Origin of the sequence: Corynebacterium sp. H130 (genome assembly GCF_037572395.1) — a bacterium.
Lineage (GTDB): Bacteria > Actinomycetota > Actinomycetes > Mycobacteriales > Mycobacteriaceae > Corynebacterium.
In genome coordinates, this window is the sequence record NZ_JBBHLA010000001.1 from 535,279 (window position 1) to 551,099 (window position 15,821).

At 57.0% G+C, this 15,821-nt stretch carries 17 protein-coding genes; 11 read left to right on the forward strand and 6 right to left on the reverse strand.

All coding sequences use genetic code 11. The features are described from left to right. Positions 1 to 11: 11 nt before the first annotated feature. Entirely contained in the window at positions 12 to 854 is an 843-nt protein-coding gene (locus WG939_RS02620) for a MurR/RpiR family transcriptional regulator (protein ID WP_339982132.1), read from the forward strand. Between the two features lie 2 nt (positions 855 to 856). Here the strand turns inward: WG939_RS02620 and WG939_RS02625 are convergent, their stop codons facing one another. Together WG939_RS02625 and WG939_RS02630 are read right to left on the reverse strand one after the other, a co-directional pair. After that, entirely contained in the window at positions 857 to 1,540 is a 684-nt protein-coding gene (locus WG939_RS02625) for a DUF1963 domain-containing protein (protein WP_339982135.1), read from the reverse strand. A gap of 9 nt (positions 1,541 to 1,549) precedes the next feature. Continuing rightward, positions 1,550 to 1,960 (reverse strand): hypothetical protein, encoded by a 411-nt coding sequence (locus WG939_RS02630; protein ID WP_339982137.1) that lies wholly within the window; start codon positions 1,958 to 1,960, stop codon positions 1,550 to 1,552. 91 nt (positions 1,961 to 2,051) lie between these two features. On the opposite strand from WG939_RS02630, the gene WG939_RS02635 reads away from it, so the two are divergent. Together WG939_RS02635 and WG939_RS02640 are read left to right on the forward strand one after the other, a co-directional pair. Beyond that, positions 2,052 to 2,435, forward strand: a complete 384-nt coding sequence (locus tag WG939_RS02635) for a hypothetical protein (protein ID WP_339982139.1) — start codon at positions 2,052 to 2,054, stop codon at positions 2,433 to 2,435. 108 nt (positions 2,436 to 2,543) lie between these two features. Continuing rightward, positions 2,544 to 3,101: a hypothetical protein gene (locus tag WG939_RS02640; RefSeq protein ID WP_339982141.1), complete on the forward strand. Its 558-nt coding sequence runs from the start codon at positions 2,544 to 2,546 to the stop codon at positions 3,099 to 3,101. A gap of 15 nt (positions 3,102 to 3,116) precedes the next feature. Here WG939_RS02640 and ychF read toward each other — a convergent pair whose 3' ends face one another. Continuing rightward, positions 3,117 to 4,202 (reverse strand): redox-regulated ATPase YchF, encoded by a 1,086-nt coding sequence (gene ychF / locus WG939_RS02645; RefSeq protein WP_339982143.1) that lies wholly within the window; start codon positions 4,200 to 4,202, stop codon positions 3,117 to 3,119. A 103-nt stretch (positions 4,203 to 4,305) separates the two neighbouring features. Here ychF and WG939_RS02650 point away from each other — a divergent pair, with 103 nt between their 5' ends. The 3 genes from WG939_RS02650 to WG939_RS02660 are packed head-to-tail and all read left to right on the forward strand — an operon-like array spanning position 4,306 to position 7,569. Next, on the forward strand, positions 4,306 to 5,676 hold the full coding sequence (locus WG939_RS02650; RefSeq protein ID WP_445227854.1) for an AI-2E family transporter: 1,371 nt from the start codon (positions 4,306 to 4,308) through the stop codon (positions 5,674 to 5,676). Between the two features lie 34 nt (positions 5,677 to 5,710). Further along, complete coding sequence (locus WG939_RS02655; RefSeq protein WP_339982146.1) at positions 5,711 to 6,772, forward strand: DNA recombination protein RmuC; 1,062 nt, start codon at positions 5,711 to 5,713, stop codon at positions 6,770 to 6,772. A 53-nt stretch (positions 6,773 to 6,825) separates the two neighbouring features. Continuing rightward, a complete protein-coding gene (locus WG939_RS02660) occupies positions 6,826 to 7,569 on the forward strand; it encodes a DUF6542 domain-containing protein (RefSeq protein ID WP_339982149.1) in 744 nt (247 codons plus the stop codon). Here the strand turns inward: WG939_RS02660 and WG939_RS02665 are convergent. Next, entirely contained in the window at positions 7,566 to 8,528 is a 963-nt protein-coding gene (locus WG939_RS02665) for a 4-hydroxy-3-methylbut-2-enyl diphosphate reductase (protein ID WP_339982151.1), read from the reverse strand. The two genes, WG939_RS02660 and WG939_RS02665, sit on opposite strands and share 4 nt — an antisense overlap. Before the next feature lie 75 nt (positions 8,529 to 8,603). Between WG939_RS02665 and xseA the strand changes: the two genes are divergently transcribed. Then, positions 8,604 to 9,842, forward strand: a complete 1,239-nt coding sequence (xseA, locus tag WG939_RS02670; protein ID WP_339982153.1) for an exodeoxyribonuclease VII large subunit — start codon at positions 8,604 to 8,606, stop codon at positions 9,840 to 9,842. An 18-nt stretch (positions 9,843 to 9,860) separates the two neighbouring features. Then, on the forward strand, positions 9,861 to 10,109 hold the full coding sequence (locus WG939_RS02675) for an exodeoxyribonuclease VII small subunit (protein ID WP_339982155.1): 249 nt from the start codon (positions 9,861 to 9,863) through the stop codon (positions 10,107 to 10,109). On the opposite strand, the gene WG939_RS02680 is transcribed toward WG939_RS02675, so the two are convergent. Then, positions 10,106 to 10,681: a DUF4245 domain-containing protein gene (locus WG939_RS02680; protein ID WP_339982157.1), complete on the reverse strand. Its 576-nt coding sequence runs from the start codon at positions 10,679 to 10,681 to the stop codon at positions 10,106 to 10,108. The genes WG939_RS02675 and WG939_RS02680 overlap by 4 nt on opposite strands. Positions 10,682 to 10,903: 222 nt before the next feature. Between WG939_RS02680 and glpX the strand changes: the two genes are divergently transcribed. Both glpX and WG939_RS02690 read left to right on the forward strand, forming a co-directional pair. Beyond that, a complete protein-coding gene (glpX, locus tag WG939_RS02685) occupies positions 10,904 to 11,902 on the forward strand; it encodes a class II fructose-bisphosphatase (RefSeq protein WP_339982160.1) in 999 nt (332 codons plus the stop codon). 434 nt (positions 11,903 to 12,336) lie between these two features. Next, complete coding sequence (locus tag WG939_RS02690) at positions 12,337 to 13,743, forward strand: class II fumarate hydratase (protein WP_339982163.1); 1,407 nt, start codon at positions 12,337 to 12,339, stop codon at positions 13,741 to 13,743. Positions 13,744 to 13,793: 50 nt separating this feature from the next. Here the strand turns inward: WG939_RS02690 and WG939_RS02695 are convergent, their stop codons facing one another. Next, positions 13,794 to 14,456 carry a GntR family transcriptional regulator gene (locus WG939_RS02695; RefSeq protein ID WP_339982165.1) on the reverse strand — a complete coding sequence of 221 codons (663 nt, stop codon included), beginning with the start codon at positions 14,454 to 14,456 and terminating at the stop codon, positions 13,794 to 13,796. 147 nt (positions 14,457 to 14,603) lie between these two features. On the opposite strand from WG939_RS02695, the gene WG939_RS02700 reads away from it, so the two are divergent. Beyond that, the gene (locus tag WG939_RS02700) at positions 14,604 to 15,815 is read left to right on the forward strand and encodes an NRAMP family divalent metal transporter (RefSeq protein WP_339982167.1); all 1,212 of its coding nucleotides are present in this window, start codon (positions 14,604 to 14,606) and stop codon (positions 15,813 to 15,815) included. The last annotated feature ends 6 nt before the right edge of the window (positions 15,816 to 15,821 follow it).

Here is a 15,821-nt window from a genome sequence, read left to right on the forward strand (position 1 = left end):
ATTAGGTCAATATGAACGCCGCCCCGTCAATCCGTATTCGTTCCCAACTGCCTAATTTGCAGCCCACTGAACAGCGCGTTGCTGCGGTGATCTTGGAGGACATGTCCTGGTCAGTGGAAGCCACTGCTGGCCAGCTCGCTGAACGAGCTGGGGTCGGGCGCACGTCAGTTGTCCGCACTGCGCAGGCGTTGGGTTATGAGGGTTATCAGCAGCTTAGGGTCGCGATGACTCAGGAACTCGCCACGCTCGTTGAGGCTCCGGTTACTTCTTCAGCATCCTTGGTTGTTCAGATGCAGGCGCGGATTGATCGCTATGCGCAACATCTCGCTCAGCTCACCTCATTACTGAGTGAAGACGCACTGGAAAAGACCATTCAAGCCCTTGTGACAGCGAATCGGGTTCTCGTCGTGGGCAATGGGCTGTCGTCCTCGTTGGCCCAGGACTTTGCGGGCAGATTGTCTGGACAAGGCCGCCCTGCTGAGTTCGTCGCAGATGCATTGGCCGAGCAGATCACGGCGCGCCAACTGGATTCTTCTAGTGTGTGCGTCGTGCTGTCTGGATCTGGTGCGAATCGCTTGTCGTTGGAATCCGCACGAGCAGCAGCCGAGGCAGGGGCAACGGTCGTCGGCGTGACTTCCTTTCTGGGATCAGCGCTCGACGAATTGGCCACTATTACCCTGCCGATTCCGACCGAGGATGGTTCGTTCCGGGACGAGCTCGAGCACACCTCACGGGTGTCCTACCAGCTCATTCTGGAACTTCTCACCGAATGGGTGGCATCGCACCTGCAGTCCAAGAACAGCTCTGCGCGCGAAGCGGTCTATTCCATCGTGGGCAAGTCCCTAGAAGGCTGACCCTAGTAAGGCATTCGGATTTCTGCCTGCATCGCGGAGAAGTTTCCTTGTGCAAGATCAGCTGGCTTGATGAAGAGCTGCAGCACTTCGCCGTCAAGCCAAAGCGCTTGCTCGTCGAAGAGTGTCAACAATGGCAAGTGGTCTGCCGGGCCGGCGTTTTCCCCGGTCCACGGGTAGCCGAATAGGTACTGGTATCCGTGCTGTTCCTCGATGATTTCGCTGTAGGTGTCTTCATCGTAGGTGGGTTCGAGCCAAGGCCAATTGTCTGTTTGCGAGGAGTCGTTAGGATAGTCCACGCCTGCGGTGAGCACCACAGCTTGTCCTTCTTCGCCTTCCTTTGCAATCGTGTCTTCCTGCGTAAACAGCGCTGCTATCAGCGGATAATTGCCAGTTTCTTGATCCGATTCCGTCGGAGCGAAAACCCTCAGCAGCCCCGACTCAGGCATGTCGATGTGCTCTCGGATGTCGACGGGCATTTCGGAGAAGTCAATCTGGCACACAAATACTGCAGGTTCCCCGAACACCGGCCACTCTTCGCTTTCAGCCAGGTCTGGTTCCCCGCCGACTCGGGAACTCACTACCTGGCTACTGTCGTGGCGCATGACCACGAGGGGCTTTTGCCTCGATTCGGCCCAACTTGCAATGTCGTCGCCGAGCGCTGCCCTTAATGCCTCAATTGCATACATGGCTTTAGCTTATCGACGATCCTTGGCAGACTTCTCGCGAAGCAGCGGAGCAATGGCCAAGATCATAATGACGCTGCCGAGACGGTTTTTGAGAAGGTCTTCTCCCCAGCTATTTGTCTCCCAGGCATACCCGAGCGGAATCAGGAATGTGAAGAAGGCGATCGCTGTCCAGACAGCGAGCTTTTCGTATTTGCGCTGCCACAACAATCCGATGGCGATTCCACCTTCGATTGCTGCCATTAAGAGCGTGAGTTCCCGAATATGGGGCATCACGAATGAACTCCAGGCAACGTCAAGTGGTGGCCAGGCGGAGTTTGCGAAAGCGCTATAAGCCTCGGGCTGACGGGATCCAACGTAGAGGTGAATCGCAGTCCCAGCTGCAAATACGATGCCGAACCCGCGCCGTAAGAGGGTTTTCATAATTGACAATTTTACTCTTCACCCTGCAAGCTAACCACCCTCATTATAGGCTGATCTGGCACTAATTCCTCACATAGATTGGATTATCGTAATGGGTTTCTTGGAAAAGCTCGGCTTCGGCAAGAAGTCTCAGCCTGAAGCGCCGGCAAATGACTCTCCTGCCGCTGGCATTGACCAGCTGGCGATGATGCAAAATCATGTAAATCCTGGTGTTCTCGCCGTTGTCAACGGCACAATGCAGGACGACAATGACCACGTTTCTGGCACGATTCGCCTTGATCAGAACATGCGCGTCATGGGCATCGAAGGCCTCACTCGTAATGGCGCTCCTATTGCTGTCACTCCGAACGTTATCGAAGAGGCGAACAATCATTTTGCCCCATTGTCGCAGCTACCTGAGCAGATGCGTTTTCACGGCATCGAGTTCGAATGCAATGCCGGTGCCATCGACATGCGGATGATTTACCCGGACTAATTTATAACGAAATCGTTGCAAAGTAGTTCGAATGCTGTAGTTGCGCTGCCCGTTCCTCCCTTGTTTTGTAGTTTTACCTATCGATAGTCCCAAAACAATGGAGGAATTATGCGTCGTATTGCACTGGCAATGTTGAGTACCGTCACTGTTGTGAGCTTGAGCGGTTGTGGCCTGCCAGCGGTCGTGGAATTGGTCAAGGGCAAGGACGACGAATCTTCCTCGTCAACGTCATCGGAGGCAGCTGCTCCGACCACCAGCACCTCTAGCAAGAGCTCGTCCACGAAGAGCTCGTCGACCAAGACTTCTTCTACGAAGAGCTCTTCAACCAAGTCTTCTACCGAAAAGACTCGTACGGTCGAGATCCCTCAGGAACAGCAGAACATCATCTTTGATGCCCTCACCCCACTGGTCAAGGCGCACGTTACTGACCCGAACACTGACAAGATGACGGGCAAGATTCGCTTTGACAAGGACATGAAGCCAACCTCATTTACCTTGTTCAAGCTGAATGACAAGTCCATCACGCCTGACCCTGCAGCCAAGGCCGAGGCGGAAAAGGTGTTTGAGCAGCTTTCGGGCACGCCGAAGGAAGATCGCTTCTCTGAGTTGGAATTTACTTTCTCCAACAACCAGGTCGAAGCGAACGCCTACTACCCAAACAAGTAATCCACTCGGTGGCTACTAGCCACCGATCTTGAAGTCACAGACGTCGCCATCTTGCATGACGTAGTCTTTGCCTTCCATGCGCATCTTGCCCTGGGCCTTGGCTTCGGCCAAGGATCCGCAGGCGTCGAGGTCATCGAAGGACACGATTTCAGCCTTGATGAACTTCTTTTCAAAATCGGTGTGAATAACGCCAGCGGCCTGCGGAGCAAGGGAACCCTGTTTGATCGTCCAAGCGCGCGATTCCTTTGGACCTGCAGTCAGATAGGTTTGCAGTCCAAGGGTGGCAAAGCCAGCTTTGGCGAGAGTCGCCAGGCCTGGTTCTTCCTGGCCAACGGACTCGAGCAGCTCGAGAGCCTCTTCTTCATCGAGTTCCAGCAGGTCGGTTTCGGTCTTTGCGTCAAGGAAGACTGCCTCCGCAGGTGCCACAAGCGCACGAAGTTCGTCCTTGCGGGCGTCGTCGGTAAGCACGTCCTCATCGGAGTTAAAGACATAAAGGAAAGGCTTGGCGGTCATCAAGTGAAGATCCCGAACCAGCGCGAGGTCGATTTCGCCGTTCTTGGCAGCGGCGAACAGAGTGCGGTCATCTTCCAGGATTTCCTGTGCCTTCTTTGTTGCCTCGACGGCCTCCGTCAGGGACTTGTCCTTGCGGACTTCCTTTTCCAAGCGCGGAATAGCCTTCTCGATAGTCTGCAGGTCAGCCAGGATCAATTCGGTGTTGATCACGGAAATGTCCGACGAAGGATCGACGCGGCCATCGACGTGGATGACATTGTCGTCGCTGAAGGCGCGGACCACCTGACAGATGGCATCGGCTTCGCGAATGTTAGCAAGGAAGGCATTGCCCATGCCCTCACCCTCGGAAGCACCCTTCACGATTCCGGCGATGTCCACAAACGACACGGTTGCCGGCAGGATTCGCTCAGAACCGAAGATTTCGGCCAGGCGAGTCAGACGTGGATCCGGCAGCTCAACCAAGCCAACGTTTGGTTCGATCGTGGCGAACGGGTAATTCGCTGCCAGAACGTCATTGCGGGTAAGGGCATTAAAGAGGGTGGACTTGCCAACGTTTGGCAGACCAACAATTCCAAGAGTAAGGCTCACGGGTTCCCATCCTATCAACTGCGCGTTCGTGGAGGGCTGAGCGCCCTATCCGCTAAAGTTTCGTATGTAGACGACCGACCTGCAACCAGACAAGGAGGCCTACGTGAGCGAGCCGGAGCTTAGCCATAACGATGATGCCACGTGGTCCTTTGACGAGCTCGCCTCCGAAGCTCACATTGACCGCTCCTTGGTTATTGCTGAAGGTCTCAAAGAGTTTGCCAGCTGGTGCCTGCGACTTCTCATCATCGCCGCAGCCACCTACGTGGTGTGGTTCATCGGCAAACAAGTGTGGCAGGGCCTGCTTCCCATCACCCTGGCTCTGATCGTGTCCTCGGTGCTGTGGCCTCCCACCAAACGACTTCGGTCTCTAGGCCTGCCCCCTGGCATCGCCGCGCTTGTGACTATTTTGGGCACTATTGCTGTGTTCTCGGGGATCATTGTGGCGATGGCTCCGAGCATTGGCCGCCAATCACAAACTCTTTATCTGCAGACCTATGAGATGTTGCTGCGAGCCCAGCTCACCTTGCAGAATCCACCATTTAATTTGGAATCCGAGGACCTCAACGAGCTATTTTCCAATGCCGTTACATGGCTCCAGAACCAATCGGGCACCATTGCCACCGAAGTCTTTTCTGGACTGGGAACCATGTCAGTGGTCGTCGTTACGCTCGGCGTGGTTCTCGTGCTGACCTTCTTCTTCCTCAAAGACGGCGACCGCTTCCTCCCCTGGCTCCGTGGGGTCACCGGCGAGCGCGCGGGTCTGCACCTCACCGAGCTGTTGTCGCGCATGTGGCAAACGTTGTCGGGCTTCATCCGCGCCCAGGCAGCCGTGTCGCTTGTCGACGCCGTTTGCATCGGCGCAGGGTTGATCATCATTGGTGTTCCAATGGCGCTTGCCCTAGCAACCCTGACCTTCTTCGCGGGTTTCATCCCGATCGTGGGAGCCTTTGTCGCGGGAGCATTGGCTGTGCTCATTGCACTGGTGTCGCTAGGCCTTACCAAGGCCGTCATCGTGCTCGTGCTCGTCGTTGCAGTACAGCAGCTGGAAGGCAACATCCTATCGCCACTGCTGCAGTCGAAGGCAATGAATCTGCACCCGGTGATCGTCTTGGTTTCGGTCACCATCGGCGGCAGCTTGTTCGGCATCATCGGCGCATTCCTGGCGGTTCCGGTGGCAGCCATGATTGCGGTCTTTTTCCGCTACCTCAACGACATCATTGCCCTGCGTGCAGGCGAAAAGACAACCGATGAAATCGAATTCGCCACCCAGGACAAAGACATGCAGGTGAAGTGGAGCGAGGAGTTTGGGCGACTGTTCCGCGATTCCGGCCTTCAAAAGATGCTGCCAAACCGTCAGGCGAACGCCACTAAGATTGAGAAAGATACCGCTGCTGAGCAGGACTCTTTACTGAGCAAAACCTCGTCCTCCCTCAAGAAATTAGCACAAACGTTCCCCAAAATTGGTGGGAAATAACCGTCGCGTCTGAGCCCTATGCCATTGTGGTCACATGACCAATGCAGCTGCTCTTGCCTTGTTCCTTTTGATGGGTTTGATCCTTGGATACTTCCTTGGCTGGAATCGCCGAGCACAAACTGACAGCCCCGGCCAATCTGCCGAGCTAGTCCGAAGCCAACTCACCCCATTGGAAAAGGCAATGGCCCAGCTCACGGGACACATGCGTGAAATGGAGATTGAAAGAGCGGAATCACTTGGCCAATTGTCCGCCCAAATCCAAGCGATGAGCCGGACGTCCCTGATGCTCACTGATCGCACGGACAAACTCGTCACCGCCCTTCGCGCACCACAGGTACGCGGGCGCTGGGGAGAGATGCAATTGGAACGGGTGGTTGAGCTGTCCGGAATGGTCAAGCACTGCGATTTCGACACTCAAGTATCCCACGGCTCCATCAGGCCAGACATGGTTGTCCGTCTCAGCGACGGCCGGAATATCGTCGTCGACGCGAAAGCGCCTTTCCTCGCTTATCTGGACGCCCTGGACACCACTGATCCCGAGGAGCACGAGGCGCATTTGCGTCGTCACGCGCATCATCTTCGCCAGCACGTCACCCAGTTATCAACGAAGGACTATCAGAAAAGTTTCCCAGAATCCCCTGAGTTTGTGGTTCTGTTCGTTCCCGCGGATCCGTTTCTCGACGCTGCGCTGCGGATCGACAACGAACTTTTGGAATTTGCCTTTTCCAAGAATGTCGTACTGGCCACCCCAACCACGCTCATTGCGCTTTTACGCACCGTGGGCCTGGGTTGGCAACACAACTCCCTTAGCGAGAAAGCATCAGAAATTCAGCGCCTGGGCAGCGAACTCTATCAGCGATTGGGAACCGTGAGCGAGCACATGAATAGGTTGGGATCGTCGCTGGACAAAGCCGTTACGAGTTTCAATTCCACTATCGCCTCACTGGATAGTCGAGTCTTCGTCACCGCCCGCAAACTCGACGACCTCGACGCCCTTCCGCACGGCAGGTCATCAGTCGTCCCAGTATCCCCCATTGACACTCGCCCTCGAATTCCGCGTTACCAATCCGAAGGCAGTGACATTTCCGGCACCTAGAAAGCAGTGTTGTGTTGGAATTTTGGCCCACTTCCTCGGTAACATGAATCATCGTGCCAAAGCCAACCACTTCGACCCCACGAACCCGTCGCGCCGTTTCACCAACCCGCGCCCGGGGTCTGTCTTTGGGGACGGCTTTGTCCATCAATGTTGCAGCTTTGCTGACAGGACTGCTGCTCAGCGTGAGCCAAGGGCAGTTCAACTGGATCTTCGTCCTTTGTTACGGCCTTGGCGCAATCATCACCACGCTCTTTGTGCGATTGGGTGGCCTGTTCCTCAACGTGGCGACTCACCCGATTCTCTTCGGGCTTTTCACCCCGTTGACTGCTTGGTGGATCGCGAAGAGCAACCTATCCGGTGGCGCAGATCAGTGGTCAAAGACCATGATCCTTTCGGCGCTGTATCCGCTGGCGCAGTATTTCCCCCACTTAGCGATCATCACGCTGGTGACGATCGTTGTTGCCCTCGTTCGCTGGCGCGGCGCAAAGTCGTCCTACGAGCAGCAACTGCAGATGCTCGAGCGTCAGCGTAGGCGCGCTGCACGTAGTGAGCGCATGAATCGCCAAACCACCACTCGCGTGCGAGAGATGTCCTACCGGCCGCGACGCACCGAGGATCCTGAAGCGGAACGAGTACCGTTTTCCGAGCTCATCAAGGATGTTAATTCCCGCGCAGACCGCCGTCGCGCTGATCGGCAGTCCGCCCGAAAGGTGCGCGTCGAAAAGCCGGCTCGCCCCCGCGAGAATCCGCAGGAACGGCCGGCTCGTCGGTCGTTCAATGACGACCTGTACAGCTAACGCTTTTCGCGGTTTGCTGGCCTCAGGTCACGAGGCAGGGAGAACACGATCTTCTCTGCAGCGGTGACTACTTCTTCCACGTCGGTGAAGCCGTATCCTTCGAGCTTCTCCAGGACGTCGCGGACCAAAATCTCAGGAACAGACGCACCGGACGTAATGCCAATGGTGCTGACACCTTCGAGCCACTTGTCATCTACCTGGGAGGCATAATCAACGAGGTGAGACGCCTTCGCGCCGTGCTGCAAAGCCACCTCGACGAGTCGCTTGGAGTTCGAAGAGTTCTGGGAACCAACCACGATGACTAGGTCACACTTAGGTGCAATGGCCTTCACCGCCACCTGACGGTTCTGGGTGGCGTAGCAAATGTCATCGCTCGGTGGATCGATGAGATTGGGGAACTTCTGCTTCAGGCGGGTGACGATCTCCATCGTCTCGTCGACCGAAAGAGTGGTCTGGGAAAGCCACACTAGCTTCTCGTCTTCGGAGAATTCGAGCTTGTCCACTCCCTCGACGCCATCAACGAGGTGCACCACGTCAGGGGCCTCGCCAGCGGTGCCCTCAACTTCCTCATGGCCTTCATGACCGATGAGGAGGATCTGGAAACCATCGCGAGCAAAGCGCTTGACCTCATTGTGAACCTTGGTTACCAGAGGGCAGGTCGCATCGAGGGTGTTGAGGCTGAGCTGACGTGCTTCCTCATGCACGGCAGGGCTCACGCCGTGCGCAGAGAACACCAGGTGCGCCCCCTCAGGCACCTCGGTGGTTTCGTCGACGAAAATCGCACCACGTTCGGCCAAGGTATCCACAACGTAGCGGTTATGCACAATTTCCTTGCGGACGTACACGGGAGCGCCGTATTTATCCAGCGCACGCTCGACAGTTTCCACCGCACGATCAACGCCAGCGCAGTAGCCACGAGGCGCCGCAAGCAATACTTTCTTGGTCAAAGTCTGTGTCATGCTGCCTAGCGTACCCAGGCAAGGGGCGGAACGCCTAGAATCGCAGGAGATACGGTATCAACGTGAAGGGGGCATATGAGTTCGGCAACGTCGCCTGAGAATCCGTGGCCAGTCCGCGAAGTCAACGCTAAGGTGAAATCGTGGATCGAACGGCTCGGCCACATTTGGGTTGAGGGTCAGCTCACCCAGGTGAATTTCAAGCCCACCTGGAAGCTGTCTTATCTGACGTTGCGCGACCCGGAGGCTGAATCCAGTGTCCGTCTCACGTGCAGTACCTCCCTGCTCCAGAACTTGCCTTCGCTTCCCCAGGACGGCGACCGGGTGGTCGTTTATGGCAAGCCCGCCTACTACGCGGGTCGTGGCGAATTCTCCCTATGGGTCACCGACATCAGATCGGTCGGAATCGGCGAACTGCTCGCCCGCATTGAAAAGCTCCGCGCCCAATTGGCTGCGGAAGGACTATTCGACCCCGCCCGAAAAAAGCCTCTCCCCTTCCTCCCCAACAAAGTTGGCCTGATCACCGGACGAGGCTCCGCCGCCGAACGCGACGTGTTGGCGGTATCCCAGGCACGATGGCCGGAAGTGCGCTTCGAGATCATCAACACCGCCGTTCAGGGCGCCAATGCGGTACCCGAAATCATTGCAGCGCTCGAGCAACTCGATGCGAATCCTGAAGTCGACGTCATCATCATTGCCCGTGGCGGAGGCTCGGTAGAAGACCTGTTGCCTTTCTCTGAGGAAGCTTTGCAACGCGCCGTCGCAAAGGCGCATACCCCCGTTGTGTCCGCGATCGGTCACGAGCCAGACAACCCCGTGCTCGATAACATCGCCGACCTGCGCGCCGCCACCCCAACCGACGCTGCCAAGAAGGTGGTCCCTGATGTCGCCGCCGAACGCGCGCTTATCGACGAGCTCCGCGGCCGCCTCCGCTCCGCCTTGCGAGGTTGGGTTGACCGGGAACGCAGTCAATTGGCGGGCCTGCGCTCTCGCCCAGTGCTCGCTAATCCGCATTTACCTATTGAGCAGCGCCGGGAAGAAATTGAGCGGGCGCTGAAGTATTTGCGTCGCGAGGTACGAATCATGATTGATTCGGCGCAGGCTGAGACGTCTTCACTGCGCTCCCGTATCAGCACCCTTGGGCCCGCGGCGACTCTTGCGCGCGGATATGCGGTTGTGCAAGTCGTCCCGCGGGATGGCTCGGAACCAGAGGTAGTCACCACTGTGGCGCAATCTCCACCGGGCAGCCAATTGCGAATCCGTGTGGGCGACGGTTCGATCACCGCCGCAGCTATGAGCGCTAAACCAGCTAACTAAACGTAAAGGACAATAGACGTGAACTCTGATGTGATTGGATCCGGACAGGTCCGTGATGATGCGTTCCCACCGGTGGAGTCGCTGAGCTACGAACGCGCCCGCGACGAACTAGTCGAGATCGTTGGCATTTTGGAACGCGGACAAATGGGACTTGATGAATCCCTGAAGTTCTGGGAGCGAGGGGAAGCCCTCGCAAAACGCTGCGAAGAGCACCTCGCCGGCGCCGCTAAGCGAGTGGAAGAGGCGATCGGCCAGGCCGATTCCTAGCCGTTCTTTCCTGGCAGCGGGGTGGCTCGCAATGCATTCTTAGCGATCTGCTCCATCTCCGCTTCCCCAGCCGTGCCAGAGAAAATCAACCGAACGTCGCCGAGGTCCGCGGCCCACACGTCACGAACGTTGCGCTCGGCGCTGGTGTAGATCTCAAACTGCTTGCCGTCGATGGTGCGCGGCGACTGCTGCGTGCGCCCGTGCTCATCGACGTCCTTAACCGCCTTATCTAGAGGCTGATCAGTCTGCGTGAGCTGCACATACGCGCCTTCTTTGGTCACCCAACCGATGACCGTTGCCGGCTGACGATTCACAGTTGTGCGCCTTGCCGAATTAGTGGTCCAACCTTCAGGAGTCTCAGGCAAGCGCAGAGGAAAGTTCATCGCCTTAGCTTCCATGCTCACAATCTGCTGCGCATCTACCTTCTGCACAGGGCCGTTTTCCGGCGCACCCGGATTGAAGCTGCACATTCCTGTGAACGCCACCGTAGGGACCATCAATCCCACAACGACGAGAAGCGACAGCAGAATGTCGCGAGAATCTTGAAAAATCCGAGGTTTCTTGTCAGCCACGCCCAACAGTATGGCAGATGCATAGTCCTAGACGTGAACCGATGTCCACCCCACAGCGCGTGATTCTTGCCTCCCCACATTCGGTGGTGCAAAGCAAACACAACAGAAGGATTATTTGGAAGAATAGGACATAAGGCCCTTTGTTATGACAACTAGTGTCACTGGTGCTTAACAAAAGACTTCGATAACTACCCCACATTGCCACCTGGAGGCTCTCAAACAATGAAGAATCAGGAAACCCCGGATCGTAACCTAGCCATGGAGCTCGTTCGCGTCACCGAAGCTGCTGCGCTCGCGTCCGGCCGCTGGGTTGGTCGCGGAATGAAGAACGAGGGCGATGGTGCCGCTGTTGATGCAATGCGTCAGCTCATCAACTCGGTGAACATGAGGGGTGTCGTTGTTATCGGCGAGGGCGAAAAGGACGAAGCCCCAATGCTGTTCAACGGTGAAGAAGTCGGCACCGGCTTCGGCGCTGAAGTCGATATCGCTGTCGACCCAGTGGACGGCACCACCCTGATGGCTGAAGGCCGACCAAACGCAATTTCCGTGCTGGCAGCTGCTGAGCGTGGCACCATGTACGACCCATCCGCAGTGTTCTACATGCGCAAGATTGCCGTTGGCCCTGAGGCCGCGGGCAAGATCGATATCACCGCGCCTGCAGCTCACAACATCGAAGTCGTCGCAAAGGCAAAGGGCATCGCAAAGTCCGACGTCACCGTCGTAGTCCTCGACCGCCCACGCCACGTGGACCTGATCAAGGAAATCCGCGAAGCAGGCGCAAAGGTCCGCCTCATTTCCGACGGCGACGTCGCTGGCGCTGTGGCTGCAGCCCAGAACTCCAACTCCGTCGACATGATGATGGGCACCGGCGGCACCCCAGAGGGCATCATCGCGGCATGTGCAATGAAGTGCATGGGCGGCGAAATCCAGGGCATGCTCGCGCCTAAGGATGATACAGAGCGCGAAAAGGCCATCGCAGCAGGCCACGACCTCGACCGCGTCCTGCTGACCAACGATCTCGTGTCCTCCGACAACTGCTACTTCGTAGCAACCGGCGTCACCAACGGCGACATGCTCCGTGGTGTTTCCTACCGTGCAAACGGCGCAACCACCCGATCCCTGGTCATGCGCTCCAAGTCCGGCACCATCCGCTTCATCGAGTCCGTCCACCAGCTGCAGAAGCTGCAGGAATACTCCGTAGTGGATTACGCCGCTAAGTAAGCGATTTCTTTCAGCCCCGTCGACGCCAGCCCGGCATCGGCGGGGTTTCTGTTGTGTCTGGGGGCAGATTCATTTCTGTCGTCAAATCTGCACCCTGTAACACAAGAAATGGGCACCTTTCGACGCATATCAGGGTGCAGATCCATCCCCGCCAACAAATCTGCACCCTCTAACACAAGAAATGGGCACCTTTCGACGCATATCAGGGTGCAGATCCATCCCCGCCAACAAATCTGCACCCTCTAACACAAAACACAAGCACCAAAACCCACACACCAGGGTGCAGATTCCACACCACTGAGACACAGTTCATAATTCACGATTACTTCAGGGCAATTGCACACGAATCATCTGTTTTGCGCCATACTGGAGAAGGTGGCTCGAGCACCCCGGTGCTGAGCCTAAAGATATCCCATCTACAAAAGGTGAAACATATGTCTGAGCAGGAATTTCGCATCGAACACGACACCATGGGTGAAGTCAAGGTCCCTGTGAACGCTCTGTGGCGTGCACAGACCCAGCGTGCTGTCGAGAACTTCCCTATCTCTGGCCGCGGACTTGAGTCTGCACAGATTCGCGCAATGGGTCTGCTGAAGGCTGCTTGCGCGCAGGTCAACAAGGACAAGGGCGTTCTCGCCCCTGAGATGGCCGATGCGATCATCGCTGCTGGTAAGGAAATCGCTGAGGGTAAGCACGACGCTGAGTTCCCAATCGATGTCTTCCAGACCGGTTCGGGCACCTCGTCCAACATGAACACCAACGAGGTCATCGCTTCCATCGCAAAGCGCAATGGCGTGGAGATCCACCCTAATGACCACGTCAACATGGGCCAGTCCTCCAACGACACCTTCCCAACCGCAACCCACGTTGCTGCAACCGAAGCTGCTGTCAACGACCTCATCCCAGCTCTCAAGGTGCTGCATGCTTCCCTCGCCAAGAAGGCTCACGAGTGGAAGGACGTCGTAAAGTCCGGCCGCACCCATCTGATGGACGCTGTCCCAGTGACTCTCGGCCAGGAGTTCTCCGGCTACGCTCGTCAGATCGAAGCTGGCATCGAGCGCGTTGAAGCTACCCTCCCACGCCTCGGCGAACTGGCAATCGGCGGCACCGCAACCGGCACCGGCCTGAACACTGCTGCTGACTTCGGCGCACTGGTCACCGAAGAGCTCAAGAAGCTGACCGGCGTTCAGGAGCTGCGTGAGGCTAAGAACCACTTCGAGGCTCAGGCTAACCGCGACGCACTCGTTGAGTTCTCTGGCGCTATGCGCACCATCGCTGTTTCCCTGACCAAGATCGCCAACGACATCCGCTGGATGGGCTCCGGCCCACTGACCGGTCTCGGCGAAATCCACCTCCCTGACCTGCAGCCAGGCTCCTCCATCATGCCGGGCAAGGTCAACCCAGTTCTCTGCGAGACCGCAACCCAGGTCGCCGCTCAGGTCGTAGGCAACGACGCTGCCATCGCATTCGGTGGCGCACAGGGCGCATTCGAGCTCAACGTGTTCATCCCAATGATGGCCCGCAACGTTCTCGAGTCCGCTCGCCTGCTGGCCAACACCTCCCGCGTGTTCGCTGAGCGCCTTGTCGACGGCATCGAGCCAAACGTCGAGCGCATGCGCACCCTGGCTGAGTCCTCCCCATCCATCGTGACCCCGCTGAACTCCGCAATTGGTTACGAGGCTGCCGCAAAGGTCGCAAAGACCGCGCTGAAGGAAGGCAAGACCATCCGCCAGACCGTCATCGACCTCGGCTTCGTCGACGGCGAGAAGCTGACCGAGGAAGAGCTGGATAAGCGTCTGGACGTCCTCAAGATGGCCAACACTGACCGCGATCAGTTCTAGTCCAACTGTAAAGACCCGCTTTTAGTTAAGTCCTAAAAGCGGGTCTTTTGCTATCGGTTATCGGCTGCAACTCCGAAGGTCATTTCGGCGAGAATCTTCGCCTCGGATTCCTTCAAGTAGCGAGTGAGCACCGACGTCGCCTTGTCCACTTCCCCCTTGACCAACGCGCTCAGAATATCGCGGTTGCGCTGGATAAATGGACGATGCATGTCCTCCACGCTGGCAACGACCATGAAAGCCAATCGGGCTTGCGCCATGACCAGCGTCAGGTTCTCGTTGAGACGAGGGATACCCGCCAGCGACACCAAATGATCATGGAAGGCATTGTTGTAATTTCCCACCTCGGACCAACGGCCACCTGCCGCAGCGGATTCGGCATCGTTAATAGCCTTGTTCATGCCTCGCAAAGCTGCTTCAGTTCGCGGAACATCGAGGCCGAAGTACTGTAGGGCGCCGAGTTCAATGAAGCGTCGATAAGCAAACAGCTCAACGATGTCAGCGGGCTCCATAGACCTCACGAACACGCCACGGTGAGGGATCTGCTCGATGAGGCCGTCACGGGCGAGGAGGCGGAAGGCCTCGCGGAGGGTGTTGCGCGAAACCCCAAGGTCAGCGGCGAGAGGAATCTCGCGGATCTTTCCACCAGGCTCGAATTCGCCGGAAAGGATTTTGTCGGTAATGCGCTGTGCCAGCTGGATTGGAGTCGCAGTCATAAACCTATGTTAACGGTGTTTTGCGAATCCGGTCACAGTTTTCTCAGATTGAGCTCACCACGTACCCCTATTGTGTCCTGCACCACTTTTAGTTACACTTACCCAGGCATTGTTGAACAAGTATTTGAAGATCGGTAGGTGTAGCTAATGAGCTCGGCAACCGCCTCAGCGCTCAATCGCAGCGCGATTCTCGGAGCAATTTTCCTCATGGCTACGAGCGCGATCGGCCCAGGATTCCTCACCCAAACAGCAGTTTTTACCGCAAAGCACGGCGCGGCATTCGCCTTCGCCATTTTGATTTCGATCATCATCGATATCGCGGTGCAAATGAACGTCTGGCGCGTCATCGGCGTCAGTGGCCTGCGTGCTCAAGAGCTCGGCAACACCGTTCTTCCGGGGCTTGGCTGGTTCCTCGCGGTGTGCATCGCCATTGGCGGCATCGTATTCAACATCGGAAATATCGGTGGTTCGGGCCTCGGATTCAACGCAATGATGGGCATGGACCCCAAGGTCGGCGGTGTGCTCACCGCAGCGCTCGCCATCGCGATTTTCCTGTTCAAACAGCTCGGCGCAGCTCTCGACAAGATTCTTGTCGGTTTGGGCGTTGTCATGATGCTGCTGACGTTGTACGTGGCAATCGTGTCCGACCCACCGGTGGGCGCAGCCTTGAAAAATACAGTTCTGCCTGAGGAAATCGATTTCCTCACCATCACCACTCTAGTTGGTGGCACGGTAGGCGGATACATTACGTTCGCGGGTGCGCACCGCATGCTTGATTCCGGAAACTCTGGCGTCGAGCACGTCGCAAGCGTCTCAAAGTCGTCTGTCACTGGCATCATCCTTACCGGAATCATGCGCGTGCTGCTCTTCCTGGCAGTGCTCGGTGTGGTTGCTGGTGGCGTCGTCCTCAATGTCAAGGGCAACCCAGCCGCAGAGGCTTTCCAGGCCGCAGCAGGCGAACTGGGATTGCGATTCTTCGGCGTGGTGCTGTGGGCAGCAGCTCTGTCCTCCATCATCGGAGCGTCCTACACTTCCGCAACCTTCCTTACGTCCCGCGCAGAAGACAAGAAGAAGCTGCAGAACATCATCACGATCGTATTCATCATCATCAGCTGCGCAGCCTACATCGCCCTCAACACAGCCCCTGCCACACTGATGGTCTTCGCTGGCGCGTTCAACGGGCTGGTCCTCCCCATCGGCTTCACGATGATCCTGTACGTCGCGATCTTCCGCCAAAAAGACCTTTTGAAGGGGTACCGATACCCAATGTGGCTGGTCGTCCTCGGCGTACTGGGGCTCATCGTCGCATGGTGGCTCGCCTGGACCTCGTTCGGCGCCGTCTTCTCATTGCTGAAGTAAGACCCG

What these genes read in the sequence shown, in the direction of transcription:
- WG939_RS02620 (WP_339982132.1), top strand. Translation starts at nt 12, where the DNA reads ATGAACGCCGCCCCGTCAATCCGTATTCGTTCCCAACTGCCTAATTTG.
- WG939_RS02625 (WP_339982135.1), bottom strand. Translation starts at nt 1,540, where the DNA reads ATGTATGCAATTGAGGCATTAAGGGCAGCGCTCGGCGACGACATTGCA.
- WG939_RS02630 (WP_339982137.1), bottom strand. Translation starts at nt 1,960, where the DNA reads ATGAAAACCCTCTTACGGCGCGGGTTCGGCATCGTATTTGCAGCTGGG.
- WG939_RS02635 (WP_339982139.1), top strand. Translation starts at nt 2,052, where the DNA reads ATGGGTTTCTTGGAAAAGCTCGGCTTCGGCAAGAAGTCTCAGCCTGAA.
- WG939_RS02640 (WP_339982141.1), top strand. Translation starts at nt 2,544, where the DNA reads ATGCGTCGTATTGCACTGGCAATGTTGAGTACCGTCACTGTTGTGAGC.
- WG939_RS02655 (WP_339982146.1), top strand. Translation starts at nt 5,711, where the DNA reads ATGACCAATGCAGCTGCTCTTGCCTTGTTCCTTTTGATGGGTTTGATC.
- WG939_RS02665 (WP_339982151.1), bottom strand. Translation starts at nt 8,528, where the DNA reads ATGACACAGACTTTGACCAAGAAAGTATTGCTTGCGGCGCCTCGTGGC.
- xseA (WP_339982153.1), top strand. Translation starts at nt 8,604, where the DNA reads ATGAGTTCGGCAACGTCGCCTGAGAATCCGTGGCCAGTCCGCGAAGTC.
- glpX (WP_339982160.1), top strand. Translation starts at nt 10,904, where the DNA reads ATGAAGAATCAGGAAACCCCGGATCGTAACCTAGCCATGGAGCTCGTT.
- WG939_RS02690 (WP_339982163.1), top strand. Translation starts at nt 12,337, where the DNA reads ATGTCTGAGCAGGAATTTCGCATCGAACACGACACCATGGGTGAAGTC.
- WG939_RS02695 (WP_339982165.1), bottom strand. Translation starts at nt 14,456, where the DNA reads ATGACTGCGACTCCAATCCAGCTGGCACAGCGCATTACCGACAAAATC.
- WG939_RS02700 (WP_339982167.1), top strand. Translation starts at nt 14,604, where the DNA reads ATGAGCTCGGCAACCGCCTCAGCGCTCAATCGCAGCGCGATTCTCGGA.